Origin of the sequence: Rhizobium sp. WW_1, assembly GCF_003610155.1 — a bacterium.
GTDB classification, from domain to species: Bacteria; Pseudomonadota; Alphaproteobacteria; order Rhizobiales; family Rhizobiaceae; genus Rhizobium; species Rhizobium tropici_A.
This window is the reverse complement of the sequence record NZ_RAIN01000009.1, coordinates 1-22913: the sequence shown is the minus strand read 5'-3', so window position 1 is coordinate 22913 and position 22913 is coordinate 1. Positions and strand designations below refer to the sequence as shown.

The 22913-nt window shown below is 60.1% G+C and carries 25 protein-coding genes and 2 riboswitches; of the genes, 16 read left to right on the top strand and 9 right to left on the bottom strand.

The window, feature by feature from the left end:
- Positions 1–49 precede the first annotated feature (49 nt).
- Entirely contained in the window at positions 50–727 is a 678-nt protein-coding gene (locus BJ928_RS24380; protein ID WP_047633174.1) for an alpha/beta hydrolase, read from the bottom strand.
- Positions 728–960: 233 nt separating this feature from the next.
- Here BJ928_RS24380 and BJ928_RS24375 point away from each other — a divergent pair, with 233 nt between their 5' ends.
- The 8 genes from BJ928_RS24375 to BJ928_RS24340 all read left to right on the top strand — a co-directional run bounded on the left by BJ928_RS24375 (position 961) and on the right by BJ928_RS24340 (position 8801).
- Complete coding sequence (locus BJ928_RS24375) at positions 961–2127, top strand: cysteine desulfurase family protein (protein WP_047633178.1); 1167 nt, start codon at positions 961–963, stop codon at positions 2125–2127.
- Between the two features lie 146 nt (positions 2128–2273).
- Positions 2274–3743 (top strand): Fe-S cluster assembly protein SufB, encoded by a 1470-nt coding sequence (sufB, locus tag BJ928_RS24370; protein ID WP_047633179.1) that lies wholly within the window; start codon positions 2274–2276, stop codon positions 3741–3743.
- A gap of 71 nt (positions 3744–3814) precedes the next feature.
- The gene (gene sufC / locus BJ928_RS24365; protein WP_047633180.1) at positions 3815–4570 is read left to right on the top strand and encodes a Fe-S cluster assembly ATPase SufC; all 756 of its coding nucleotides are present in this window, start codon (positions 3815–3817) and stop codon (positions 4568–4570) included.
- A gap of 22 nt (positions 4571–4592) precedes the next feature.
- A complete protein-coding gene (gene sufD, locus BJ928_RS24360) occupies positions 4593–5867 on the top strand; it encodes a Fe-S cluster assembly protein SufD (RefSeq protein ID WP_047633181.1) in 1275 nt (424 codons plus the stop codon).
- Between the two features lie 15 nt (positions 5868–5882).
- Positions 5883–7124, top strand: a complete 1242-nt coding sequence (locus BJ928_RS24355; protein WP_047633244.1) for a cysteine desulfurase — start codon at positions 5883–5885, stop codon at positions 7122–7124.
- 11 nt (positions 7125–7135) lie between these two features.
- Positions 7136–7516 (top strand): SUF system Fe-S cluster assembly protein, encoded by a 381-nt coding sequence (locus BJ928_RS24350; protein WP_047633182.1) that lies wholly within the window; start codon positions 7136–7138, stop codon positions 7514–7516.
- Positions 7517–7592: 76 nt separating this feature from the next.
- Complete coding sequence (gene sufA, locus BJ928_RS24345) at positions 7593–7982, top strand: Fe-S cluster assembly scaffold SufA (protein WP_047633183.1); 390 nt, start codon at positions 7593–7595, stop codon at positions 7980–7982.
- 126 nt (positions 7983–8108) lie between these two features.
- Positions 8109–8801 (top strand): transporter, encoded by a 693-nt coding sequence (locus BJ928_RS24340; protein WP_047633184.1) that lies wholly within the window; start codon positions 8109–8111, stop codon positions 8799–8801.
- Positions 8802–8828: 27 nt separating this feature from the next.
- On the opposite strand, the gene BJ928_RS24335 is transcribed toward BJ928_RS24340, so the two are convergent.
- The 5 genes from BJ928_RS24335 to gcvT form a co-directional block, all read right to left on the bottom strand.
- Positions 8829–9095, bottom strand: coding sequence for an addiction module antidote protein (locus BJ928_RS24335; RefSeq protein WP_047633185.1), 267 nt, complete (start codon positions 9093–9095; stop codon positions 8829–8831).
- 1 nt (position 9096) lies between these two features.
- On the bottom strand, positions 9097–9750 hold the full coding sequence (locus BJ928_RS24330) for an esterase (protein ID WP_245432524.1): 654 nt from the start codon (positions 9748–9750) through the stop codon (positions 9097–9099).
- A gap of 114 nt (positions 9751–9864) precedes the next feature.
- Entirely contained in the window at positions 9865–12729 is a 2865-nt protein-coding gene (gcvP, locus tag BJ928_RS24325) for an aminomethyl-transferring glycine dehydrogenase (RefSeq protein ID WP_047633189.1), read from the bottom strand.
- The gene (gcvH, locus tag BJ928_RS24320) at positions 12729–13091 is read right to left on the bottom strand and encodes a glycine cleavage system protein GcvH (RefSeq protein WP_004108766.1); all 363 of its coding nucleotides are present in this window, start codon (positions 13089–13091) and stop codon (positions 12729–12731) included. The genes gcvP and gcvH overlap by 1 nt, the downstream gene beginning before the upstream one ends.
- A 25-nt stretch (positions 13092–13116) precedes the next feature.
- On the bottom strand, positions 13117–14253 hold the full coding sequence (gcvT, locus tag BJ928_RS24315) for a glycine cleavage system aminomethyltransferase GcvT (protein ID WP_047633190.1): 1137 nt from the start codon (positions 14251–14253) through the stop codon (positions 13117–13119).
- Between the two features lie 71 nt (positions 14254–14324).
- Positions 14325–14402: riboswitch (glycine riboswitch) on the bottom strand.
- 3 nt (positions 14403–14405) lie between these two features.
- Positions 14406–14489: riboswitch (glycine riboswitch) on the bottom strand.
- 168 nt (positions 14490–14657) lie between these two features.
- On the opposite strand from gcvT, the gene BJ928_RS24310 reads away from it, so the two are divergent.
- The 8 genes from BJ928_RS24310 (at position 14658) to BJ928_RS24275 (ending at position 20995) form a co-directional block, all read left to right on the top strand.
- Positions 14658–15191, top strand: coding sequence for a copper chaperone PCu(A)C (locus BJ928_RS24310; RefSeq protein ID WP_047633245.1), 534 nt, complete (start codon positions 14658–14660; stop codon positions 15189–15191).
- Between the two features lie 185 nt (positions 15192–15376).
- Positions 15377–16375: an RluA family pseudouridine synthase gene (locus tag BJ928_RS24305; RefSeq protein WP_047633191.1), complete on the top strand. Its 999-nt coding sequence runs from the start codon at positions 15377–15379 to the stop codon at positions 16373–16375.
- The gene (locus tag BJ928_RS24300) at positions 16372–17025 is read left to right on the top strand and encodes an HAD-IA family hydrolase (protein WP_047633192.1); all 654 of its coding nucleotides are present in this window, start codon (positions 16372–16374) and stop codon (positions 17023–17025) included. Before BJ928_RS24305 ends, BJ928_RS24300 begins: the two co-directional genes overlap by 4 nt.
- Positions 17026–17034: 9 nt before the next feature.
- Complete coding sequence (locus BJ928_RS24295; protein WP_047633193.1) at positions 17035–17820, top strand: ATP12 family chaperone protein; 786 nt, start codon at positions 17035–17037, stop codon at positions 17818–17820.
- 189 nt (positions 17821–18009) lie between these two features.
- Complete coding sequence (locus BJ928_RS24290; RefSeq protein ID WP_348628251.1) at positions 18010–18360, top strand: hypothetical protein; 351 nt, start codon at positions 18010–18012, stop codon at positions 18358–18360.
- A gap of 62 nt (positions 18361–18422) precedes the next feature.
- Positions 18423–19955 (top strand): acyl-CoA carboxylase subunit beta, encoded by a 1533-nt coding sequence (locus tag BJ928_RS24285; protein ID WP_047633195.1) that lies wholly within the window; start codon positions 18423–18425, stop codon positions 19953–19955.
- 123 nt (positions 19956–20078) lie between these two features.
- Entirely contained in the window at positions 20079–20471 is a 393-nt protein-coding gene (locus BJ928_RS24280) for a DoxX family protein (protein WP_034477484.1), read from the top strand.
- A gap of 137 nt (positions 20472–20608) precedes the next feature.
- A complete protein-coding gene (locus BJ928_RS24275) occupies positions 20609–20995 on the top strand; it encodes a DoxX family protein (RefSeq protein WP_047633197.1) in 387 nt (128 codons plus the stop codon).
- An 11-nt stretch (positions 20996–21006) separates the two neighbouring features.
- Here BJ928_RS24275 and sugE read toward each other — a convergent pair whose 3' ends face one another.
- From sugE to BJ928_RS24260, 3 genes are all read right to left on the bottom strand, one after another.
- The gene (gene sugE / locus BJ928_RS24270) at positions 21007–21321 is read right to left on the bottom strand and encodes a quaternary ammonium compound efflux SMR transporter SugE (RefSeq protein WP_047633199.1); all 315 of its coding nucleotides are present in this window, start codon (positions 21319–21321) and stop codon (positions 21007–21009) included.
- Between the two features lie 134 nt (positions 21322–21455).
- Positions 21456–22292, bottom strand: a complete 837-nt coding sequence (gene fghA, locus BJ928_RS24265; RefSeq protein WP_047633201.1) for an S-formylglutathione hydrolase — start codon at positions 22290–22292, stop codon at positions 21456–21458.
- Between the two features lie 17 nt (positions 22293–22309).
- Positions 22310–22753, bottom strand: coding sequence for a YaiI/YqxD family protein (locus BJ928_RS24260; protein ID WP_047633203.1), 444 nt, complete (start codon positions 22751–22753; stop codon positions 22310–22312).
- Positions 22754–22913 lie beyond the last annotated feature (160 nt).

Here is a 22913-nt window from a genome sequence, read left to right as displayed (position 1 = left end):
GTTCCCGCGTTTCAAAGAACGGTGGAAACGCTCCGAGAGGGGATACCTCTTAGCGAATGCGCTTCGCGGCCGGTTCCGGCACCAGTTCGCCGTTCAGGCGACGGTCGAGATAATCCTCGCATTCGCCCAGCAGGGTTTCGACCTGGCCGTTGAAGAAGTGATTGGCGCCCGACACGACCTTGTGCGTGATCAGGATGCCCTTCTGCGTCTTCAGCTTCTCCACGAGGCCGTTGACGTCCTTTTCCGGGGCAACCTTGTCGGCGTCGCCATTGATGATCAGGCCGGATGACGGGCACGGTGCGAGGAAGGAGAAGTCATAGATGTTCGGCTGCGGCGCAATCGACATGAAGCCTTCGATTTCCGGACGGCGCATCAGGAGCTGCATGCCGATCCAGGCGCCGAAGGAATAGCCGGCAACCCAGCAGCTTTTCGAATCGGGATGGAGGCTCTGCACCCAGTCGAGCGCCGATGCCGCATCGGAGAGCTCGCCGGCGCCATGGTCGAATTCGCCCTGGCTGCGGCCGATGCCGCGGAAATTGAAGCGTAGCGTGGTGAAGCCGCGCTTCTGGAACATATAGAAGAGCTGGTAGACGACCTGATTGTTCATCGTGCCGCCGAACTGCGGGTGGGGATGAAGGATAATCGCGATCGGGGCGCTTTTTTCCTTGGAGGGCTGATAGCGGCCTTCAAGGCGACCCGCGGGGCCGTTGAAAATTACTTCGGGCATCGATACTCCGGCTCTTCTTTTTCTGCGTTCAAACCTAACGGCACGCAGCAAGTTGACTTGACGAATGCGCTCATCTTTTCTAGAACGCAGTTTAGAACAATTCGAAACTTGATGCGGTGGTCCGCGCGTTGTCTGTGCAACGGTTTGTGGAACGTGTCATAAGGCATGCTCGGCTGATATTTCAAGGAAAATGAGCCGGTCGCAGCAAAGCAACGTCGCGCAGGAAGAAGATTATGGCGGCAACACGCCTCTATCTCGACTGGAATGCTACCGCACCGCTCCATCCGGCGGCCCGCGAAGCCATGCTGCATGCGATGGATATTCAAGGCAACCCCAATTCTGTTCATGGCGAAGGTAGGGCGGCACGCGCAGCTGTCGAGGCCGCACGCCGGCAGGTTGCAGCCCTCACGGGCGCCGAACCCGCCCATGTGGTTTTCACCAGCGGCGCCACCGAGGCGGCCAATATGGTGCTGACGCCGGAATTCCGCATGGGGCGGACGCCGCTTGCCGTGAGCCACCTCTATATATCGGCCATCGAGCATCCGGCCGTGCGGGAAGGTGGGCGATTTGCCAGGGACAATGTCAGCGAAATACCCGTGACATCGGACGGTACGGTCGATCTTGCTGCATTGGAGACCATATTATCAGCCCATGACAAGGCAAGCGGCCTGCCGATGGTCGCGATAATGCTCGCCAACAACGAGACCGGAATTCTCCAGCCCGTCGCGGAAGCGGCGAAGCTTGTTCAGGCCGCGGGCGGTCTTTTCGTGGTGGATGCCGTTCAGGCGGTCGGCCGGGTGTCGCTTAATATCAATGCGATCGGCGCGGATTTCCTTATCGTGTCCTCGCACAAGATCGGTGGGCCGAAGGGTGTCGGCGCTCTCGTCTCGCGCGGCGAGGTGTTGATGCCGAAGCCGTTGATCCATGGCGGCGGTCAGGAAAAGGGCCATCGCTCGGGCACGGAAAATACGCTTGCCATCGTCGGATTCGGCGCGGCGGCAGAGGCCGCCGCCCTAGGTCTCGATGCTCGCAATGCTGCGATCGCTTCATTGCGGGATCGGCTGGAAGCGGGGATGGAGCTTGCAGCGCCGGATGTCATTATTCACGGCAAAGGCGGCGCACGTATTCCGAACACAAGCTTCTTCACGCTGCCGGGATTGAAATCCGAAACTGGGCAGATCGCCTTCGATCTTGAAGGCGTCGCCATATCAGCCGGCTCGGCCTGCTCCTCAGGCAAGGTCGGCGAAAGCCATGTGCTGGTGGCGATGGGATGCGACCCGAAACTCGGGGCTCTCCGTATTTCGCTGGGGCCGACCACAACCGAAGCGGACATCGATCGCGCAATCGCTGCGTTTGCCCGCATTGCGGGAAGACGCAAGCTGGCGGGTGCGGCGGCCTGAGGGCCACAATTTTGCGGAAACCGAAATTTCCGCTTGCCAAGCGGGGTGAAAAGTCCCTTTTGGCCGACTACATAGGGGGCAGACATAAGTCTGCCGCAACGTTGACAAGCTGCCGGACCTTGGATCCGGCGAGATTGGAGAACGAAATGCCTGCAGTCCAGGAGACGGTCGATCAGGTTCGCCAGATCGACGTGGACCAGTATAAGTATGGTTTCGAGACCACAATCGAAGTGGAAAAGGCTCCCAAGGGTCTTTCCGAAGACATCATCCGCTTCATCTCCGCTAAGAAGCAGGAGCCGGAATGGATGCTGGAATGGCGCCTCGAAGCCTATCGTCGTTGGCTGACGCTTGAAGAGCCCACTTGGGCGCGCGTCGACTATCCGAAGATCGACTTCAACGACATCCACTATTATGCCGCGCCGAAGAAGTTTGCAGGCCCGAAGTCGCTCGACGAAGTCGACCCGGAGCTGCTGAAAACCTACGAGAAGCTTGGTATTCCGCTGCGCGAGCAGGAAATTCTTGCTGGTGTCGAGAAGCCGAAGATCGCCGTCGATGCAGTGTTCGATTCCGTTTCGGTCGTCACCACCTTCAAGGAAGAGCTGAAGAAGGCCGGCGTCATCTTCATGTCGATCTCGGAAGCCATCCGCGAGCATCCCGATCTGGTGCGCAAGTATCTCGGCTCCGTCGTGCCGACCTCGGACAATTTCTATGCGACGCTGAATTCCGCTGTCTTCACCGATGGTTCGTTCGTCTTCGTGCCGAAGGGCGTTCGTTGCCCGATGGAGCTGTCGACCTACTTCCGCATCAACGAGAAGAACACCGGCCAGTTCGAGCGCACGCTGATCATCGCTGAGGAAGGTGCTTACGTCTCCTATCTCGAGGGCTGCACGGCTCCGCAGCGCGACGAAAATCAGCTTCACGCTGCAGTCGTCGAGCTTGTTGCGCTCGATGACGCCGAAATCAAGTATTCGACGGTGCAGAACTGGTATCCGGGCGACAAGCAGGGCAAGGGCGGCATCTACAACTTCGTCACCAAGCGTGGCGATTGCCGTGGCCATCGCTCCAAGATCTCCTGGACGCAGGTCGAGACCGGTTCCGCGATCACCTGGAAATATCCGTCCTGCATCCTGCGCGGCGACGACAGCCGTGGCGAATTCTACTCGATCGCGGTTTCGAATGGCCATCAGCAGGTCGACAGTGGCACCAAGATGATCCATCTCGGCAAGAACACGTCGAGCCGCATCGTCTCGAAGGGCATCGCCGCCGGCGTCTCACAGAACACCTATCGCGGTCAGGTCTCGGCGCATCGCCGCGCGACCAATGCCCGCAACTTCACGCAGTGCGACTCGCTTTTGATCGGCGACAAGTGCGGCGCGCATACGGTGCCCTACATCGAGGCGAAGAACTCTTCCGCGCAGTTCGAGCATGAAGCCACGACGTCGAAGATTTCCGAAGACCAGCTGTTCTACTGCCTGCAGCGCGGCATCCCGACCGAGGCGGCGATCGCGCTGATCGTCAACGGCTTCGTCAAGGAAGTGCTGCAGGAGCTGCCGATGGAATTCGCCGTCGAAGCACAGAAGCTGATCGGCATCTCGCTCGAAGGCAGCGTCGGCTGACGCACACGAACCTGAAATAGCTTTGGCGCGCCACGCGCGCCGCACACTCATTCCTGCGATAGGATACTAAAATGCTTGAAATCAAGAACCTGCACGCTCGTATCGCCGAAGACGGCACCGAGATCATCCGCGGCCTGAACCTGACCGTGAAGGCAGGCGAAGTTGCCGCCATCATGGGCCCGAACGGCTCCGGCAAATCGACGCTCTCCTACATTCTCGCCGGCCGCAGCGACTATGAAGTCACCGAGGGTGACATCCTCTATAACGGCGAGAGCATTCTCGAGCTCGACGCTGCCGAGCGCGCCTCCAAGGGTATCTTCCTGGCCTTCCAGTACCCGGTCGAAATCCCCGGCGTTGCCACCATGCAGTTCCTGAAGGTGGCGCTGAACGAGCAGCGCAAGGCGCGTGGCGAAGACGAACTGACGACGCCGGATTTCATCCGCCGCGTCAAGGATGCTGCCGGCAAGCTGCAGATCAACATGGACATGTTGAAGCGCCCGCTGAACGTCGGCTTCTCCGGCGGTGAGAAGAAGCGCGCTGAAATCCTGCAGATGGCGCTGCTCGAGCCGAAGCTTTGCGTGCTCGATGAAACCGATTCCGGCCTCGACATCGATGCGCTGAAGATCGTGGCCGATGGCGTCAACGCGCTGCGTTCGCCCGATCGCGCCGTGATCGTCATCACCCATTACCAGCGCCTGCTCGACTACATCGTTCCGGACACCGTTCACGTCCTCTACAAGGGCCAGGTGATCAAGTCCGGCGACAAGACGCTGGCGCATGAACTCGAAGCCAACGGCTATGCCGACATCATCGGCGCTGCAGCCTGATCGAGGCGGAAAGGACACGTCGATGAACATTCAGACGACGAACCGCCTGACGTCAGCCGAGACGGCGCTGATCGAGGCGTATAACGACCAGATGGGCGATCTGCCCGGCGATGGCGAAGTCTTCGCCGTCCGCGACCGCCTGCTGGACGAGCTGAAGACCGCAGGCCTGCCGACGCGCCGCGTCGAGGCCTGGCATTACACCGATTTCAAGAACCTGCTGCGTCTGGTGCCGAGCGATATCGGCAAGGGCCTCGCCGCCGCGCTGCCGCCGATGGTCGAAGGATCTTCGGTCGTTACCCTTCTCCAGGGCAAGGCGAGCGAAAAGGCCGCTGTCAAGAATCTGACAATTGGCCGCTATGCCGATAGCCTGATCAACGGCACGGCCGCTGTCGGTCTCGAAGCGCTCGGCAACGACGACGCTATCGGCCGCATCAATGCGAGCTTCGTGCGCGACGGTTACGTCATCGATTTCCCCGATGGCACCGAACTCGACGTGCCTCTGGAAGTGCAGTTCGTGCATGCCGGCGGACAGATTCACAGCCGTCTTCCGATTTCCTTCGGCGCCGACGTCAAGGCGACCTTCATCGAGCGTCACCACGCGGTCGAAGGCGCGGCTGCGCTGGTTTCCTCGGTCAGCGAAGTCAAGATCGGCAAAGGCTCTGAAATCACCTGGATCATCCTGCAGGAGCAGGGCAGCGAGGACACGCATCTCGGTCAGCTTCGCATCGATCTTGGGGAAGATGCCAAGCTGAAACTGTTTGTCATCAACGCCGGCGGCAAGCTTGTTCGTCAGGAGCTGTACATCAAGGTATCGGGTGAGGGCGCCGATCTGACGCTTCGCGGCATCAATCTGCTCGGTGGCGATACCCATACGGACGTGACGATGGTGCTCGGCCATGATGTTCCGAACACCGGTTCCACGGAAGTCATCCGCAATGTGGTGTTCGATCGCGCACGCGGCGTCTTTCAGGGCATGATCCGGGTCGCACCGGATGCGCAGAAGACCGACGCCAAGATGGCCTGCAACACGCTGCTGATGTCCGACGATGCCGAGTTTTCGGTAAAGCCCGAGCTCGAAATCTTCGCCGACGACGTGCAGTGCGGCCATGGCGCCACTGTCGCCGATATCGACAAGAACCATCTCTACTATCTGATGGCGCGCGGTATTCCGGAGAACAAGGCTCGCGCCATGCTGGTCAATGCCTTCGTGGCCGAGATCGTCGAGGAACTGGAAGACGAAGCCCTGGTCGAGGCGCTGGAAGGCGTTATCTCCGCCTGGCTGGAAAAGCACGCCTGATTGGAGGCAAAGCTCGTGGACAAGATCATGCCGGCAACGGCCTATGACGTCGAAGCCATTCGCCGGGATTTCCCGATCCTGGCGAAAACGGTGCACGGCAAGCCGCTGGTCTATCTCGACAACGGCGCCTCCGCGCAGAAGCCGCAGGTCGTCATCGATGCCATCTCGCATGCCTATTCCAACGAATATGCGAATGTGCATCGCGGCCTGCACTTCCTCTCCAATGCGGCGACGGAAGCCTATGAGGCGGCTCGTGAAAAGGTGCGCCGCTTCCTGAATGCGCCGTCGGTCGACGATATCGTCTTCACCAAGAACTCCACGGAGGCGATCAATACGGTCGCCTATGGTTGGGGTATGCCGAAGATTGGTGAGGGTGATGAGATCGTCGTCTCCATCATGGAGCATCACTCCAACATAGTTCCCTGGCATTTCATCCGGGAGCGGCAGGGCGCCAAGCTCGTCTGGGTGCCTGTCGATGACGAAGGCGCGTTCCATATCGAGGATTTCGAGAAGAGCCTCACCGAGCGCACCAAGCTTGTTGCCATTACCCATATGTCGAACGCGCTCGGAACCGTCGTTCCGGTGAAGGAAGTGTGCCGCATCGCCCATGAGCGCGGCATTCCCGTCCTGATCGACGGCTCGCAGGGTGCCGTGCATATGCCCGTCGACGTGCAGGATATCGATTGCGACTGGTACGTCATGACCGGTCACAAGCTCTACGGCCCCTCGGGCATCGGCGTGCTCTATGGCAAGAAGGAGCGGCTTACCGAGATGCGGCCGTTCCAGGGCGGCGGCGAGATGATTTTCGACGTCACCGAGGAAAACGTCACCTATAATGAGCCGCCGCACCGCTTCGAAGCGGGCACGCCGCCGATCGTGCAGGCGATCGGCCTCGGCTACGCGCTCGATTACATGGACAGCATCGGCCGCGAGGCTATTGCGCGTCATGAGGCCGATCTGGCTGCCTATGCGGCGGAAAGGCTGCGGGATATCAATTCCCTGCGCGTAATCGGTACTGCGCCCGGCAAGGGCGGCATCTTCTCCTTCGAACTTGCGGGAATTCATTCCCACGACGTTTCGATGGTGATCGACCGGCAGGGTGTTGCGGTTCGTGCCGGCACCCATTGCGCCCAGCCTCTCTTGAAACGCTTCGGCGTCACCTCCACATGCCGTGCATCGTTCGGCATGTACAATACGCGCGCCGAGGTGGATGCCTTGGCCGACGCACTGGAATATGCACGGAAATTCTTTGCCTGAGGAGGCAAGCGATGTCACTCGACGAAAGCGAACAGAAGATCGATGTGCGCGACGGGATCGTGCATTCCAGCATTCCGGAAGATGAGCTGGCGCGCCTCAGCGACGACATCATCTCCGCGCTGAAGACGGTCTACGATCCGGAAATTCCCGCCGATATCTTCGAACTCGGCCTGGTCTACAAGATCGATATCGAGGACGACCGCATGGTGAAGATCGTCATGACGCTCACCGCGCCCGGTTGCCCGGTTGCCGGTGAAATGCCCGGCTGGGTGGAAAATGCCGTCGGCGCCGTCGAAGGCGTCTCCGGCGTCGACGTCAGCATGACCTTCGATCCTCCGTGGACGCCGGATCGCATGTCGGAAGAAGCGCAGGTCGCCGTCGGCTGGTATTGAAGCTTTAGGCCGCCGGCTTTACATTGAGACTCGAAGCGCCGGATCTTGACCCCGGTTGCGGAAGGAGAATGAGCCCATGGGCTTTGCAATCATGAGCATGACGGATGCGGCGGCGAGCCGCGTCAAGGCAATCGTCGAGAATTCCGGTCCCGATGCCAAGGGCGTTCGCGTCGGCATCAAGAAGGGCGGCTGCGCCGGCATGGAATATACCATCGACCTGGTAACAGAGCCGAACGCGAAGGACGATCTGATCGAGCGCGATGGCGCCAGGGTCTGGGTCGAGCCTTCGGCCGTACTCTATTTGCTCGGCACGGAAATGGGTTTCGAAGTCACCACGCTGCGCTCCGGCTTCATTTTCACCAATCCGAACCAGACATCGGCCTGCGGCTGCGGTGAATCCGTCGAATTGAAGCCCGCAGATCTTGCTGCCCTGGCTGCTCAACGTCAGGCAGCGCAACCCGCTTAAAGCCGGGTCACCGTATTTTCCCTCGCTGCATTTCGTGCTTTTATCGAAGCACGCCTCGGTTTGTTTGCCGCCTCCCTGGCTTCCGGCTTTGCCGGGTAATATCGAAGGCAGGCAATGGGGGACCTTATGGCGGCTGCGGCGTGGGTTTACACATTGATTCCGGCTGGCGCTGCCATTGCTGGCGCTGCCGTCGCGGTGAATACGCGGCCAGGGCCCAATCTTGTCAGTGCCATCCAGCACTTTGCGGCCGGCGTCGTCTTTGCCGCGGCCGCCGGTGAAATCCTGCCCGATGTCATGCATCGAGGTTCTCCCTTAGCGACGGTCATTGGCGGCGCCATCGGTGTTGGCGTCATGCTGCTGGTCAAGCAACTGGAAAACTGGGCCAAGGGACCGGTTGGACTGCTGGCAGCCATCGGCATCGACATCCTGATCGACGGCCTCGTGCTCGGCATCGGGTTTGCAGCCGGGCCGAAGGTCGGCCTGCTGCTGACGATCGCCCTGACGATCGAGGTGTTGTTCCTTGGTCTGACCGTGGCGAACGAGCTTGGCGAGAGCGTGCGCTCCCGTGCCAAAATCGTCGCAATCACCGCGGCGCTAGCGCTGCTGTTGCCGATCGGCGCGCTGCTCGGGACGCCGATCGCCTTGTTGCCCGACCCGATACTGACCGGATTCTTCGCGTTCGGGCTAATCGCACTGCTCTATCTCGTCACGGAAGAATTATTGGTCGAGGCCCACGAAACACCTGATCGTCCTTGGGTGACGGCGATGTTCTTCGCGGGCTTTCTGGTGCTTCTTCTGCTCGAAGAGGCGATCGGTTAGCGGCGCTTCCAGGGTCAGTTGTCGTTCTTAATTTGCAGCCGGCACCGGCGTCAGCTTGAGCCCCAGTGCCTTGACAACTTTCAGGATCGTCGCGAATTCCGGATTTCCATCTCCGCTCAGTGCACGGTAGAGCGCCGAGCGGTTCATGCCGACGTCCTTGGCGAGCTTGCTCATGTTGCGCATGCGGGCGACTTCACCCAATGCCTTCGCGATGGAGGCCGGATCATCCGTTTCGAAGGCGGCTGCGATGTAAGTGTCGGGATTGTCGGTGCTCAGGGAAATCTCCTTGTTCATGTCATATGCCTTTCCGTATGAGCCAATCGCGGATAATGCCGATCTCGTCCTGATGCAGGTCGTGTCCGGTCGCCAGCACATGTGCGCTGATATCCGCACCGGCATTTGCAAATTGATTTTTCATGATTTCAGCATCACCAGGCTCGCGGCGCTGGTCGTGTTCGCCCGAGGTGATCAGGACAGGCAATGCGGCGAGTGGCGGAAAATCCGCATTCGGATTCGGCGAAAGCGGTCGCATCAAAATCGCGGCGGATACCAGTCGAGGCTGCCGAAATAGGATCGAAGCGGCCATGATGGCGCCATTTGAAAAGCCGAGCAGTATGGGCGGCCGCTCGAGCAGATTTTCTTCCAATGCTCTTGCGAGGAACCTGCAAATATCGTCGGTTCGCCTGTCGAGATCTGCGTGGTCCAGACTCCGATCCGGATTGCGGCGGAAGAAGGCAAAGCCCGATTCCCAAACCACCGGACCGCGTAGCGCCATGTAAGGTCGCTGCGGCGCGACAGCGTCGGCAAGAGGGATAAGCGAGGTTTCGTCTCCGCTGCTGCCATGCAAGAGAAGCAATGGGGAGGAAGAGTATTCGGCTCGCCCGTTGACGAAATGAATTTCCGGCTGTTCCGGCATAAGTCTGAATTCCAGGCCCCGTTGCCGCGTCATCAAAAACGCCGCGCATCCTTTCGGACACGCGGCGTTTTCTTAGACAAGTTTCGCAATAGATTTATGTCTATTGCCTGCGAAGCGACTGAACCGCTTCGCTTTTTGGCAAAAATCCTATTCTGCAGCCTCAGCGTAGGATTCGAGCGGCGGGCAGGTGCAGATCAGGTTGCGGTCGCCATAGACATTGTCGATGCGGTTGACCGGAGACCAGTATTTGTCGACGCGGAAGGCACCGGGCGGGAAGCAGGCCTGCTCGCGCGAATAGGGGCGATCCCATTCGCCGACGAGATCTTCCACCGTATGCGGGGCGTTCTTCAGCGGATTGTTGGTCTTGTCCATCCGACCGTCCTCGATGGCACGAGCCTCCTCGCGGATCGCCAACATCGCCTCGCAGAAGCGGTCGAGCTCGGCCTTCGTTTCCGATTCGGTCGGCTCGATCATAAGCGTGCCGGCAACCGGCCAGCTCATGGTCGGTGCATGGAAGCCGCAATCGATGAGGCGCTTGGCGACGTCGTCGACCGTGACGCCGGCACTTGCGACCAGCGGGCGGGTGTCGATGATGCATTCATGCGCCACACGTCCGTCCTTGGACTTGTAGAGCACGTCGTAAGCACCCTTCAGGCGGGCAGCGATGTAGTTGGCGTTGAGGATCGCCACCTTCGTCGCCTGCGTCAGGCCTTCGCCGCCCATCATCAGGCAGTAGCTCCACGAGATCGGCAGGATCGAGGCCGAACCGAAGGCTGCCGCCGAGACCGCACCGCTGCGGCCGTCCGTTTCCGGATGGCCGGGCAGGTGAGGTGCCAGATGCGCCTTGACGCCGATCGGACCCATGCCGGGACCGCCGCCGCCATGCGGAATGCAGAAGGTCTTGTGCAGGTTCAGATGGCTGACGTCGGAGCCGATATCACCCGGACGCGAGAGGCCGACCATGGCGTTCATGTTGGCGCCATCGAGATAGACCTGACCGCCATGCTTGTGCACGAGATCGCAGATCTCCTTCACCGTTTCCTCGAAGACGCCATGCGTCGAGGGATAGGTGATCATGCAGCACGAGAGGTTGTCGGCATATTGCTCGGTCTTGGCGCGGAAATCGGCCATGTCGATATCGCCGTCATCGCTGACCTTGACCACCACGACCTTCATGCCCGCCATCTGAGCCGAGGCGGGGTTGGTGCCGTGGGCTGAGGTCGGGATGAGGCAGATGTCGCGATGACCCTGGCCATTGGCAATGTGGTAGTTGCGGATGGTCAGCAGGCCGGCATATTCGCCCTGCGCGCCCGAGTTCGGCTGCATGGAGAAGGCGTCATAGCCCGTCACCGCGCAGAGCTTGTCCGTGAGATCATCAATCATTTCGCGGTAGCCAAGCGCCTGGTCGGCCGGCACGAAGGGATGGATGTCCGAAAATTCCGGCCAGGTGATCGGCAGCATTTCCGCTGTCGCGTTCAGCTTCATGGTGCAGGAGCCGAGCGGGATCATCGAGCGGTCGAGCGCCAGATCGCGGTCCGAAAGACGACGGATATAGCGCGTCATCTCGCTTTCGGCGCGGTTCATGTGGAAGATCGGGTGCGCCAGGTATTCGCTGGTGCGCAGCAGGGTCTTCGGCAGGCGATAGGACGGTTCGAAATCGGCGATGCGGAAGTCGCCGCCGAATGCACGCCAGACGGCTTCCACCGTCGCCGGGCGCGTACGCTCGTCGAGGCTGATGCCGATCTTGGTTTCACCGACCTTGCGCAGGTTCACGCCTTCGGCGACGGCCGCGCGCAGGATCAGACCCTGCATGTGACCGACCTGGACGGTGATCGTATCGAAAAAGGTTTCCGGCTCGACGGCATAGCCGAGCTTTTCCAAACCCTTGGCCATCAGAACGGCCTTCTGGTGGACCTGCTGGGCAATGGCCTTCAGGCCCTGCGGACCGTGGAAGACGGCATACATGGAGGCCATGACGGCGAGCAGCACCTGGGCGGTGCAGATGTTCGACGTCGCCTTCTCGCGGCGGATATGCTGTTCGCGGGTCTGCAGCGACAGGCGATAGGCGCGGTTGCCGCGCGCATCGACCGAAACGCCGACGAGGCGGCCCGGCATGGAGCGCTTGTAGTCGTCCTTGACGGCCATGTAAGCAGCATGCGGACCACCATACCCGACGGGAACGCCGAAGCGCTGCGAGGAGCCGATGGCAATATCCGCGCCCATTTCGCCCGGAGATTTCAAGAGCGTCAGCGCCAGGAGATCGGCGGCCATGATGGCGATCGCACCGGTCTGGTGCAGGCGAGCGATCAGGCCGCTGAAGTCGTTGATGTGGCCATGCGTGCCCGGATACTGGAAGATCGCGCCGAAGACATCGACCGGATCCAGATCCGTGAATGGATTGCCGACGATGACGGTCCAGCCGAGCGGCTCGGCGCGGGTCTTGATGAGGGCGATGGTCTGCGGGTGGCAGGCGGCATCGACGAAGAAGGCCTTAGCCTTGGATTTGGCGACGCGTTCCGCCATTGCCATGCCTTCGGCTGCGGCGGTCGCTTCATCGAGCAGCGAGGCGTTGGCGACATCGAGACCGGTAAGGTCGCTGATCATCGTCTGGTAGTTCAGCAGCGCCTCAAGACGGCCCTGGCTGATCTCAGGCTGATAGGGCGTATAGGCCGTGTACCAGGCCGGGTTTTCCAGAATGTTGCGCTGGATGACCGGCGGCGTGATCGTGCCGTAGTAACCCTGGCCGATCAGCGAGACGAGAACCTTGTTCTTGTTGGCGGTTTCGCGCAGGCGGTCGAGCGCCTCGCGCTCCGTCATCGGCGCGCCCCAGGTAAGCGGCGTCTTCTGGCGGATGGCAGGCGGCAGCGTCGCGTCGATCAGGCCGTCGAGGCTCTTGTAACCGATCACCTTGAGCATGTCGGTCATCTCGGAGGGAGACGGACCGATGTGGCGGCGATTGGCGAAATCGTAGGGCTGGTAGTCGGTGAATGTAAATTCTGTAGGCGTCGTCATTATCCGATCAGCTCCTTGTAACCGGATTCATCAAGAAGACCATCAAGATCGCTGATATTCTTCAGCTTGAGCTTGAAGAACCAGCCAGCGCCCATCGGGTCGGAATTGACGAGGGCCGGATCGGCCGTGATGGCTTCGTTGACTTCGGTAATCTCTCCGTCGAGCGGACAATAGACCTCGGAGGCCGCCTTGACGGATTCGACGGTTGCCGCGTCGCCACCCTTGGAGAAGCTGGCGCCGACTTCAGGTAGTTCCACGAAAACGAGGTCGCCGAGCTGCTCGGCGGCATGCGCCGTGATGCCGACCGTTGCTACGTCGCCTTCGACCTTCAGCCACTCATGTTCTTCGGTGAATTTCAGCATGGGTAATCCTCTCTGGAAAAGACGTTCAACGTTTGTAGGTAGGCTTGATGAAAGGCAGGGCGCTGACGACGACCGGCAGGTACTTGCCGCGCACTTCAGCGTAAACGGTGATGCCGGGCGCGGTGAAATCGGTCGGCACGTAGCCCATGGCAACGGGGGATTCGACGCTCGGGCCGAAGCCGCCCGAGGTAACTTCGCCGATTTCGCTCTTGCCCTCGGCATCGGCATAAAGCTTGGCATGGCCGCGTACCGGCGCCTTGCCGTCAGGCTTCAGGCCGACGCGGCGGCGCGTGGTGCCGCCATCTAGTTCGCCGAGAATACGGCTTGCGCCTGGAAAGCCACCAGCACGGGCGCCGCCCGTCTTGCGGGCCTTCTGGAGCGCCCATTCGAGCGCGCCTTCGATCGGCGTCGTCGTCTGGTCGATGTCGTTGCCATAGAGGCAGAGGCCGGCTTCGAGGCGCAACGAGTCACGGGCGCCGAGGCCGATCGGCTGCACATCCGGATGCTCGAGCAAGCGCTTGGCGATATCCTCGACCTTGTCAGCAGGCACGGAGATTTCGAAACCGTCTTCACCGCTATAGCCGGAGCGCGATACCAGGCAGGAGACGTCGTGGAGGCGACAATGGCGCACGTCCATGAACTTCATATGGGCAATGTCGGCCCAGAGCTCGGCGAGAACGTCGACTGCGCGCGGTCCTTGAAGTGCAATGAGGGCGCGATCAAGTAAGGTAATTTCGCAGCTGTCGCCGATATGATCTTGAAGATGCTTGAGATCTTGATCTTTGCAGGCCGCGTTCACGACGACAAAGAGATAGTCGTCCATATGCGTGATCATCAGGTCGTCGAGGATGCCGCCCTTGTCGTCGGTGAAGAAGCCATAGCGCTGGCGGTTCTCGGCGAGGCCGAGAATATCGACCGGCACGAGGCTTTCCAGCGCCAGCGCCGCATCCTCATATTTGCCGGAGCGGGCGCGGATCGTCACCTGGCCCATATGCGACACGTCGAACAGGCCGGCGGAGGATCGAGTCCAGAGGTGTTCCTTCAGCACGCCGGGCGCATATTGCACGGGCATGTCATAGCCTGCGAACGGCACCATGCGGGCGCCGAGCGACACATGCAGGGCATGAAGGGGGGTGATCTTGAGGGCAGCGGTCTCGTCCAAATGACGCCTCCGGGTTTTGCGCTCGTTTCGAAGCGCAGAGCTCACAATTTCGGCGCAAGCGCGCCCGATGATGAGCCCCCTCTGTCTGTTTGCCTGAGATTGTTATCCCTTCGGCGAACGCTTACGCGCTTCTCTCCAGAGTTCCGTCTGCCCCTTGCTGGTCCTTTGGCCTGAGAGTTTCCGGGGCGGTTGCTCCTTCGGCACCGGCTTGCGCCGGATTCTCCCAACAGGGTCGAGTGTCATTATCCGGTCCTCGTCGAAGATGGCAAGGGGCAAGTGTCGCCGCTGAACAAATTTTTGTCGCGCCGATCAATCCTGCGTTTGGCAATGATTACGGGCCTTTGCAACAATCATTGGAGCGGTTATCCCTTCTGGTCGATAGAGGAGACAGGCAGGAGATGAATATGAACCGCAACCACGCCGCCGCATTGGTAATTTCGATCGGCGCATTCTCGCTTTCCGTCACGGGGGCGATAGCACAGGACAGCGGCGCGATGAAATCCATGCCGGGCATGCATATGGATGCAGCCGCTGCGCCCGCCGGCTCCGCCTCCGCCAAGCTCGGGGATCTCGACATCAGCGGCGGCTACGTCCGCGCCATGCTTCCCGGGCAGCCGGTCGGCGGCGGCTACATCACCATTCACAACGCGGGCAAGACCGATGACAAGCTGACCTCCGTGACGTCTTCATCCGCCGGCAAGGTGGAATTGCATGAGATGAAGATGGAGGGTGAGATCATGAAGATGCGCGAGATCAAGGGTGGCATCGCCATTCCCGCCGGCGCCACGGTGACGCTTGCACCGAATACGATGCACATGATGTTCAAGCAGGTGAAGACGCCCTTCAAGCAGGGTGGCACGGTGCCTGTGATGTTGATGTTCGACAAGGCGGGCATGGTCGACGTCAATCTGCCCGTCGTCTCGGCTAGGGGAAACTGAGCCAGAAAATCAATCGGCCGCACGATTCCGGTTTCCACTTTGCCTCGAAATGCTCTAAAGCCACGTCAAAAGGCCGGGAAACCTCCGGCTGCGGGGCTCGTGGTCCCGTCAATTGAGTTCGCATGATCCCGCCAAACGAGGTTTGGCATTTGTGGGGACATGCCGCGGTGTTTGAAAGAAGAAGAATGGCCGGGATTGAACATATACAGGTCGAGCCTGATGAAGCGGGCATGCGTCTCGACCGCTGGTTCAAGGTGCATTTCCCGGGGCTCGGCTTCGGCCAGCTGCAGAAGCTGCTGCGTTCGGGTCAGGTGCGCGTCGATGGTGGCCGCGTCAAGACGGATGCGCGCGTGCAGCCGGGACAGATCGTGCGCGTGCCGCCTCTCGATGTCGATGCGAAGGCTCTGAAGAGTGGTCCGATCGCCGGCAACGACCTCAAGCACGGCGGCGACGCCGAGCTTCTGTCGCGAATGCTGCTTCATGAAGACGACAAGGTCTATGTGCTGAACAAGCCGGCTGGCCTTGCCGTGCAGGGCGGTTCCGGCCTTACCCGTCATATCGACAAGATGCTTGAGGCATGGACAAGCAAGAAGGGTGAAAAGCCGCGCCTGGTGCATCGTCTCGACCGGGACACCTCCGGCGTACTCGTGGTCGCGCGCACCCGTGGTGCCGCACAGAAGCTGACGGCGGCGTTTCGCGAACGCGACACCAAGAAGACCTATTGGTCGCTGGTCAAGGGCGTGCCGCGCAAGCATGAGGATAAGATCTCCACCTGGCTGGTGAAGGAAGCGACGGCCGATGGCGACCGCATGCGTATCGCCAAGCACGGTGAGGAGGGCGCGGACCACGCAATCTCCTATTACCGCGTGCTCGAAACCGCTGCTCAAAGCCTCGCCTGGCTGGAGATGGAGCCCTATACCGGCCGCACGCATCAGCTGCGCGTCCATGCGCTGCACATGGGCCATCCGATCATCGGCGATCCCAAATATTTCGATGACGATCCTAACTGGGATTTTCCCGGTGGAGTCCAAAAGCGCCTGCATCTCCACGCGCGCCATATCGATATTCCGCATCCGACGGGTGGCCGCCTGCGCGTCACCGCGCCGCTGCCGCCGCATATGGTGCAGACTTGGAACCTTCTCGGCTTTGATATGGAATCGGCAGGGGAGCCGGACGACGAATGAAGCTGGTACTTTTCGATTGCGACGGCACGCTGGTCGACAGCGTGCGGCTGATCCATGAGGTTATGGCGCGGACTTTCGTGGCTTTCGGCTACAAGCGTCCCGATGTTTCCGCCACCAAGTCGATCATCGGCCTGACGCTCGATATCGCCATTGCCCGTATGCAGGGCAAGCCGCATGTCGACGACGAAGCGATTGCCATGACGGCGCACTACAAGTCGATCTTTCCGGAAGTCCGCGACGAGGCGGACATGCAGACACCACTCTTCGACGGCATCAAGCCGCTGATCGAGACGCTTGCGGCCCGTGATGAACTGCTGCTTGGCGCGGTCACGGGCAAATCGCGCCGCGGCCTGACCCATATTCTTGCCGCTAACGATTTCACGCCCTATTTCATCGTCTCGCGCACTGCCGACGATTGCCCGTCGAAGCCGCATCCGGCGATGGTGACGGAATGCTGCGATGAAACCGGCATGGACCCGCACGATACGATTGTGATCGGTGATGCCATCTATGACATGCAGATGGCAAAAGCGGCGGGTGCGACGGCCATCGGCGTTGCCTGGGGTTACGCTTTGGTCGAGGAGCTGCTGGCCGCCGGCGCCGATGCCATCGCCCACCATCCGAACGATTTGTTGAGCCATATTCTCTGAGGTGACGCCATGCGCGACCTGTTGAACGATCTCTCCGAAGGTCTGAGCCACCCCGATCCGATCCGGCGCGCGCAGATCCAGATGAAGAAGCCGCTGCCGAAGCGCTTTTACAAGGATGTGACAATCATCGCGGACGAGGGTGGTCATGCCATCGCGCTCGACGGCAAGGTGGTGAAGACGCCGGCAAGACGCTCCCTGGCGCTGCCGACGGAGGCGCTTGCCAAGCTGGTGGCCGCGGAGTGGGTGCGTCAGTTCGATGTCATCGATCCCGCCACCATGCCGGTAACACGCCTCGTCAACACGGCTATCGATGGCGTTGCGACCGAAAGCCAAGCCGTGTTCGACGAAATCGTACGTTTTTCGGGCAGCGATCTGCTTTGCTACCGCGCCGATGGGCCGGAGCGGCTGGTCGAACGGCAGTCGGAACGCTGGAACCCGGTCATCGAATGGGCCGCGCGCGACCATGGCGCCCGCTTCATCCTGGCGGAAGGCGTCATGCATCAGGAGCAGCCGAGCGAAGCCATTGCGGCCTTCAGCGCTACCTTGCGCAAATATGATACGGCGATGGAGCTTGCGAGCCTGCACACGATTACGACGCTGACGGGCTCAGCGATCCTGGCGTTGGCCTTTGCCGAAGGATTCCTGCCGCTCGCCGACGTCTGGTCACTCGCGCATCTCGACGAGGATTGGACAATCGAGCATTGGGGCAGCGACGAAGAAGCCGAACAGCGCCGTGCACAGCGTTTTGAGGAATTTCAGGCCGCGACCGACGTTTTTTCCGCGCTTCGCAGTTGAATATTGTTGGATTTCAGTCCTTTATAGCGATCTGCATATCTTGCGGGTTGGAAATTCGGGGCAGGGATCATGTTGTTGTTGAGGCCGGGAGCCGTGTCGGCACTCGTGGGATGTTTGGCATTGGCCGCGTGTTCAAGCTGGTCCGTCGATCCCCCGCCTCCATCTTATGCTGTACGCAGTGCAACCGTCGTGGCCGATCAGGCTTTGCCGCCGACATCACCGGCGTTGGTTGCCGCCGTCAATGATCGCGTCAATGCCGCGATCGCTGCAACAACCTTCGGTCCGCAATTGCCGCCTGTTGCCATCACCGTCAGGCTGACGGACGTGCGAAAGGCACGCGGCTTCAATCGCGACCGCAGCAGCGCGAAGATCAATATCGATGCCGCCGCGCCAGATGGCGGTGCCGTGATCGCCATGGCTTCGTTCGACGTCAAGGTCGTCGCTCCCGATCCGGCCACAGCGGACGAGCTGATGGCGGAAGATATCGCCGCGCGCATCCGCTCCATCTTTTCGCTGAACACGCCGCGGCTCGCAGACTGAGCAGATGCTTTAAACAAGGCTTGCGCCATGCTAAGCCCGAGTGACGAGGGAGAGAGGGCAGCATGAAGGAAATCCTGCAGGAACTGGAACGTCGCCGCGAAATAGCAAGGCTCGGAGGCGGACAGGCGCGCATCGACGCCCAGCATGCGCGCGGCAAGCTGACGGCGCGCGAGCGCATCGACATCTTCCTGGATGAAGGTTCCTTCGAGGAATTCGACATGTTCGTCGAGCATCGCTCGACCGATTTCGGTATGGACAAAAGCAAGATCGCCGGTGATGGCGTCGTGACCGGCTGGGGTACGGTCAACGGGCGTACCGTTTTTATTTTTGCTAAGGATTTCACTGTCTTCGGTGGGTCTCTTTCAGAAGCACATGCGGAAAAAATCACCAAGGTACAGGATATGGCGCTGAAGAACCGGGCGCCGATCATCGGTATCTACGATGCCGGTGGGGCGCGCATTCAGGAAGGTGTCGCGGCACTTGGCGGCTATGCCGAAGTCTTCCAGCGCAACGTGCTGGCTTCCGGCGTCATTCCGCAGATTTCGATCATCATGGGGCCATGTGCCGGCGGTGACGTCTATTCGCCTGCCATGACAGACTTCATCTTCATGGTGCGCGATACTTCCTACATGTTCGTCACCGGGCCTGATGTGGTGAAGACTGTCACCAACGAGACGGTGACATCCGAACAGCTCGGCGGCGCCTCGGTGCATACAACGAAATCCTCGATCGCCGATGGTGCTTACGACAATGATGTCGACACGCTTCTGCAGGTGCGCCGCCTTATCGATTTCCTGCCGCAGTCGAACACGGCCGTCCTTCCGGAGATCGAATCCTATCAATCCGTGACAGCGCCGGATACCTCGCTCGACACGCTGATCCCGGCCAATGCCAACAAGCCCTACGACATCAAGGAACTGATCCTGAAGGTGGCGGACGAGGGCGATTTCTTCGAGATCCAGGAAAGCTTCGCCAAGAACATCGTCTGCGGCTTCGGGCGCATCGAGGGTGCGACCGTCGGTTTCGTCGCCAATCAGCCGATGGTGCTTGCTGGCGTTCTCGACAGCGACGCTTCGCGAAAGGCGGCGCGATTCGTGCGCTTTTGCGATTGTTTCAATATTCCGATCGTCACCTTTGTCGATGTACCCGGCTTCCTGCCGGGGACCGCGCAGGAATATGGCGGCCTGATCAAGCACGGCGCCAAGCTGCTCTTTGCCTATGCGGAAGCGACCGTGCCGAAGCTGACGGTCATTACCCGCAAGGCTTTCGGTGGCGCCTATGACGTGATGGCCTCCAAGCATTTGCGCGGCGATCTCAACTACGCCTGGCCGACGGCGCAGATCGCCGTCATGGGCGCCAAGGGTGCGGTCGAGATCATCTTCCGCAAGGATATTGCCGATCCCGAGAAGATTGCGGCGCATACCAAGATGTATGAGGATCGCTTCCTGTCGCCGTTCGTTGCCGCCGAGCGCGGCTATATCGACGAGGTCATCATGCCGCGCTCCACCCGGCGGCGGCTGGCGCAGGGACTGAGGATGCTGCGCAACAAGGATTTGACCAACCCCTGGAAGAAGCACGACAACATCCCGTTATAAGTCTGTGACAACAAGTCACAGATTTTACACGGAAATTTGATTGGACGTCAGAAGCCGTGTTTTCACGTTCATGCTCGTCCACTCTATTGCTTCGTCGTGGGGGAGTTAAAACTGGAGTTTAACATGGCGCTTTCCGATCGGCTGAATCAATATCAGCCCTATGCTCTTACCGTATTGCGTATCGTCACCGGCGTATTGTTCATCGAACATGGCCTTCAGAAGCTTTTCGGCTTTCCGCCCGGCGGCCAATTCCCAAGCCCGCTGCCGACCCTGCTTCTGGTTCAGGGTATCATCGAAGTCGTCGGCGGACTGGCGACGATCGTCGGCTTCTTTACCCGCCCGGTCGCATTCATCTTGTGCGGCAACATGGCAGTCGCCTATTTCATGGCGCATTATCCGAAGAATTTCTTCCCGGCCAACAATGGCGGCGACGCAGCGATCCTCTATTGCTTCATCTTCCTGTTCCTGATCTTCGCAGGCCCCGGCCTTCTGGCGATCGACAACAACAAGAAGTAATCGGCCTCCTCGCCGGGCCCGGCTGATCGTTGGGTCCGGCGAATAAATTCGTCTCTTGCGTGTTCACTCCGTTGTCGGTGAAGCGAGAGTATCTTTGACAGGATCTCCTTCGCATCCCCTATCGAACGGAGATCCTCATGTCCCTTTCCGAGCGCCTGTCGTCCTATCAGCCCGCCGCTCTTGCTGTCTTGCGAATCGTGACCGCAATCCTGTTCATCGAGCATGGCACGCAGAAACTCTTCGGCTTTCCGCCGGCACCCTATGCGATCACGACGCTGTTCTTCGTGGCGGGGATTATCGAACTCGTCGGTGGCGTCCTGATCCTGCTCGGGCTTTTCACGCGTCCCGTCGCCTTTCTACTTAGCGGCGAAATGGCGATCGCTTATTTCACGGTGCATATGCCCATCAATTTCTTTCCGGCGAACAATGAGGGCGACGGCGCCATATTGTTCTGCTTCATCTTTCTGTTTTTGGTGTTTTCCGGACCGGGACATTGGGCGCTGGACAATCGCCAGCGCCGATGATGGCAGCTCTGTCAGGCCACGAATTTGAGGCCGGCAATGCCAGCCACGATCAGGCCGATGCAAAACAGACGGACCAATGTCGCGGGATCGCCGAGCAGCCAAATGCCGAGCAGAACCGTGCCGACCGTACCGATGCCGGTCCAGACGGCATAGGCCGTGCCCATGGGCAACGTCTTCACCGCCAGGCCAAGCAATGCGATACTGATGATCATGGATATGATGGTGAAAATCGTCGGCGTCAGTCGTGTGAAGCCATGGGTATATTTCAGGCCGACTGCCCAGCCGATTTCGAACAAGCCTGCAAGGAAAAGCAGGAACCAAGCCATTTTACGCTCCTTCGTTAAGAGCGAGGCCGTCCCCGCGATGTCTACGGCCGGTTTTGGATGCCGGCCGCCGCAGTCGTCTGCGCGTTTCCTATATGCCTTTATCGCCTCCTTATTTCAAGGCGATCGTGCCACCCTTACTTTTCCAGCCGCTCGGCATGCCACGTCAGATGATCATCCATAAAGGACGAGATGAAGTAGTAGGAGTGATCGTAACGCTCGTGCATGCGTAGCATCAGGCCGATATCGGTGCCCTTGATCGCCTCTTCGAACAACCATGGGCGCAGGCCGTTTTCGAGAAAGCTGTCTGCCTTGCCCTGATCGATCAGGAATTCGGGGAAGTAGGCGCCGTCTTCGACGAGCGCGCAGGCGTCGTAGCGCCGCCAGGCTGCCTTGTCGCTACCGAGATATTTCTCCAGCGCCGGGGCGGACCAATCGGCTGTCGACGGCTGTACAATGGGAGCGAAAGCGGAGCAGCTCTTGAAGCGATCCGGGTTCTTCAGCGCGATCGTCATGGCGCCGTGGCCGCCCATGGAATGGCCGAAGATGCCCTGGCGGCTCATATCGGCGCGGAATTGCTTTGATACGAGGGCGGGCAGCTCCTCGGTGATGTAGCTGTACATCTGGTAGTTTTCGGCCCAGGGCGTCTCGGTGGCGTCGAGATAGAAGCCGGCGCCTTTGCCCATCTGCCAATTGGTCAGTTCGTCCGGCACGTCATTGCCGCGCGGGCTCGTGTCGGGGCAGACAATGATCAGGCCGAGTTCGGCGGCCATGCGGCGGTATTCACCCTTTTCCATGACGTTGGCATGCGTGCAGGTGAGGCCGGAGAGATACCAGAGGACCGGCCTGGGCTCCTTGATCGCCTGTGGCGGCACAAAGACGGCAAAGGTCATCTCGCATTTGCAGGCTTCGGACTCATGCGAGAAGACACCCTGCATGCCGCCGAAGGCGGTGTTTTGGGAAATGATGTTCACGGCTGGTCTCCAGGCGTTTAGTTGGTTTTCGAACGTCGGCAGAGCCGGTCGAAGGTTTCGAGAAAGGCGGAACGGTCGCGCGGTGAGAAGGCGGCGTTGTAGCCCTTGCTTTCACCGGTTTCGCGAAGGTGAGCGCCAAGATCGCGCATGGCCGTCGCCATGCCGATATTCGTCTTGTCGAAGATGCGACCGGTCGGCCCCGTTACCAGTGCTCCGGTCGCAACGCAACGGCCGGCAAGCGGCACGTCGGCCGTGACGACAATGTCGCCGGCGCCGGCGTGCTCGGCGATCCAATTGTCGGCGGCGTCGAAGGCATTGGAGACAATGACGTTGTGCACCATGGGATCTCGCGACGGCCGCAGCCCGGAATTGGCGACGAAGGTCACTTCGATGCCGTGGCGTTCGGCAACCTTCAGGATCTCCGGCTTGACCGGACAGGCATCGGCATCGACATAAATCATAATATCAAATCTTTTCAGCTATATGCGGCGTATTCTTTATGCGCCGCATACGTTTCTTTCGTGGCTTGAAGCCGTCAATAGATCACGACGCCCCGGACACTCTTTCCGGAATGCATGAGGTCGAAGCCCTTGTTGATGTCTTCGAGCGGCATGGTGTGGG

What these genes read in the sequence shown, in the direction of transcription:
- BJ928_RS24380 (WP_047633174.1), bottom strand. Translation starts at nt 727, where the DNA reads ATGCCCGAAGTAATTTTCAACGGCCCCGCGGGTCGCCTTGAAGGCCGC.
- BJ928_RS24375 (WP_047633178.1), top strand. Translation starts at nt 961, where the DNA reads ATGGCGGCAACACGCCTCTATCTCGACTGGAATGCTACCGCACCGCTC.
- sufB (WP_047633179.1), top strand. Translation starts at nt 2,274, where the DNA reads ATGCCTGCAGTCCAGGAGACGGTCGATCAGGTTCGCCAGATCGACGTG.
- sufC (WP_047633180.1), top strand. Translation starts at nt 3,815, where the DNA reads ATGCTTGAAATCAAGAACCTGCACGCTCGTATCGCCGAAGACGGCACC.
- sufD (WP_047633181.1), top strand. Translation starts at nt 4,593, where the DNA reads ATGAACATTCAGACGACGAACCGCCTGACGTCAGCCGAGACGGCGCTG.
- BJ928_RS24350 (WP_047633182.1), top strand. Translation starts at nt 7,136, where the DNA reads ATGTCACTCGACGAAAGCGAACAGAAGATCGATGTGCGCGACGGGATC.
- sufA (WP_047633183.1), top strand. Translation starts at nt 7,593, where the DNA reads ATGGGCTTTGCAATCATGAGCATGACGGATGCGGCGGCGAGCCGCGTC.
- BJ928_RS24340 (WP_047633184.1), top strand. Translation starts at nt 8,109, where the DNA reads ATGGCGGCTGCGGCGTGGGTTTACACATTGATTCCGGCTGGCGCTGCC.
- BJ928_RS24335 (WP_047633185.1), bottom strand. Translation starts at nt 9,095, where the DNA reads ATGAACAAGGAGATTTCCCTGAGCACCGACAATCCCGACACTTACATC.
- BJ928_RS24330 (WP_245432524.1), bottom strand. Translation starts at nt 9,750, where the DNA reads ATGACGCGGCAACGGGGCCTGGAATTCAGACTTATGCCGGAACAGCCG.
- gcvP (WP_047633189.1), bottom strand. Translation starts at nt 12,729, where the DNA reads ATGACGACGCCTACAGAATTTACATTCACCGACTACCAGCCCTACGAT.
- gcvH (WP_004108766.1), bottom strand. Translation starts at nt 13,091, where the DNA reads ATGCTGAAATTCACCGAAGAACATGAGTGGCTGAAGGTCGAAGGCGAC.
- BJ928_RS24310 (WP_047633245.1), top strand. Translation starts at nt 14,658, where the DNA reads ATGAACCGCAACCACGCCGCCGCATTGGTAATTTCGATCGGCGCATTC.
- BJ928_RS24305 (WP_047633191.1), top strand. Translation starts at nt 15,377, where the DNA reads ATGGCCGGGATTGAACATATACAGGTCGAGCCTGATGAAGCGGGCATG.
- BJ928_RS24300 (WP_047633192.1), top strand. Translation starts at nt 16,372, where the DNA reads ATGAAGCTGGTACTTTTCGATTGCGACGGCACGCTGGTCGACAGCGTG.
- BJ928_RS24295 (WP_047633193.1), top strand. Translation starts at nt 17,035, where the DNA reads ATGCGCGACCTGTTGAACGATCTCTCCGAAGGTCTGAGCCACCCCGAT.
- BJ928_RS24285 (WP_047633195.1), top strand. Translation starts at nt 18,423, where the DNA reads ATGAAGGAAATCCTGCAGGAACTGGAACGTCGCCGCGAAATAGCAAGG.
- BJ928_RS24280 (WP_034477484.1), top strand. Translation starts at nt 20,079, where the DNA reads ATGGCGCTTTCCGATCGGCTGAATCAATATCAGCCCTATGCTCTTACC.
- BJ928_RS24275 (WP_047633197.1), top strand. Translation starts at nt 20,609, where the DNA reads ATGTCCCTTTCCGAGCGCCTGTCGTCCTATCAGCCCGCCGCTCTTGCT.
- sugE (WP_047633199.1), bottom strand. Translation starts at nt 21,321, where the DNA reads ATGGCTTGGTTCCTGCTTTTCCTTGCAGGCTTGTTCGAAATCGGCTGG.
- BJ928_RS24260 (WP_047633203.1), bottom strand. Translation starts at nt 22,753, where the DNA reads ATGATTTATGTCGATGCCGATGCCTGTCCGGTCAAGCCGGAGATCCTG.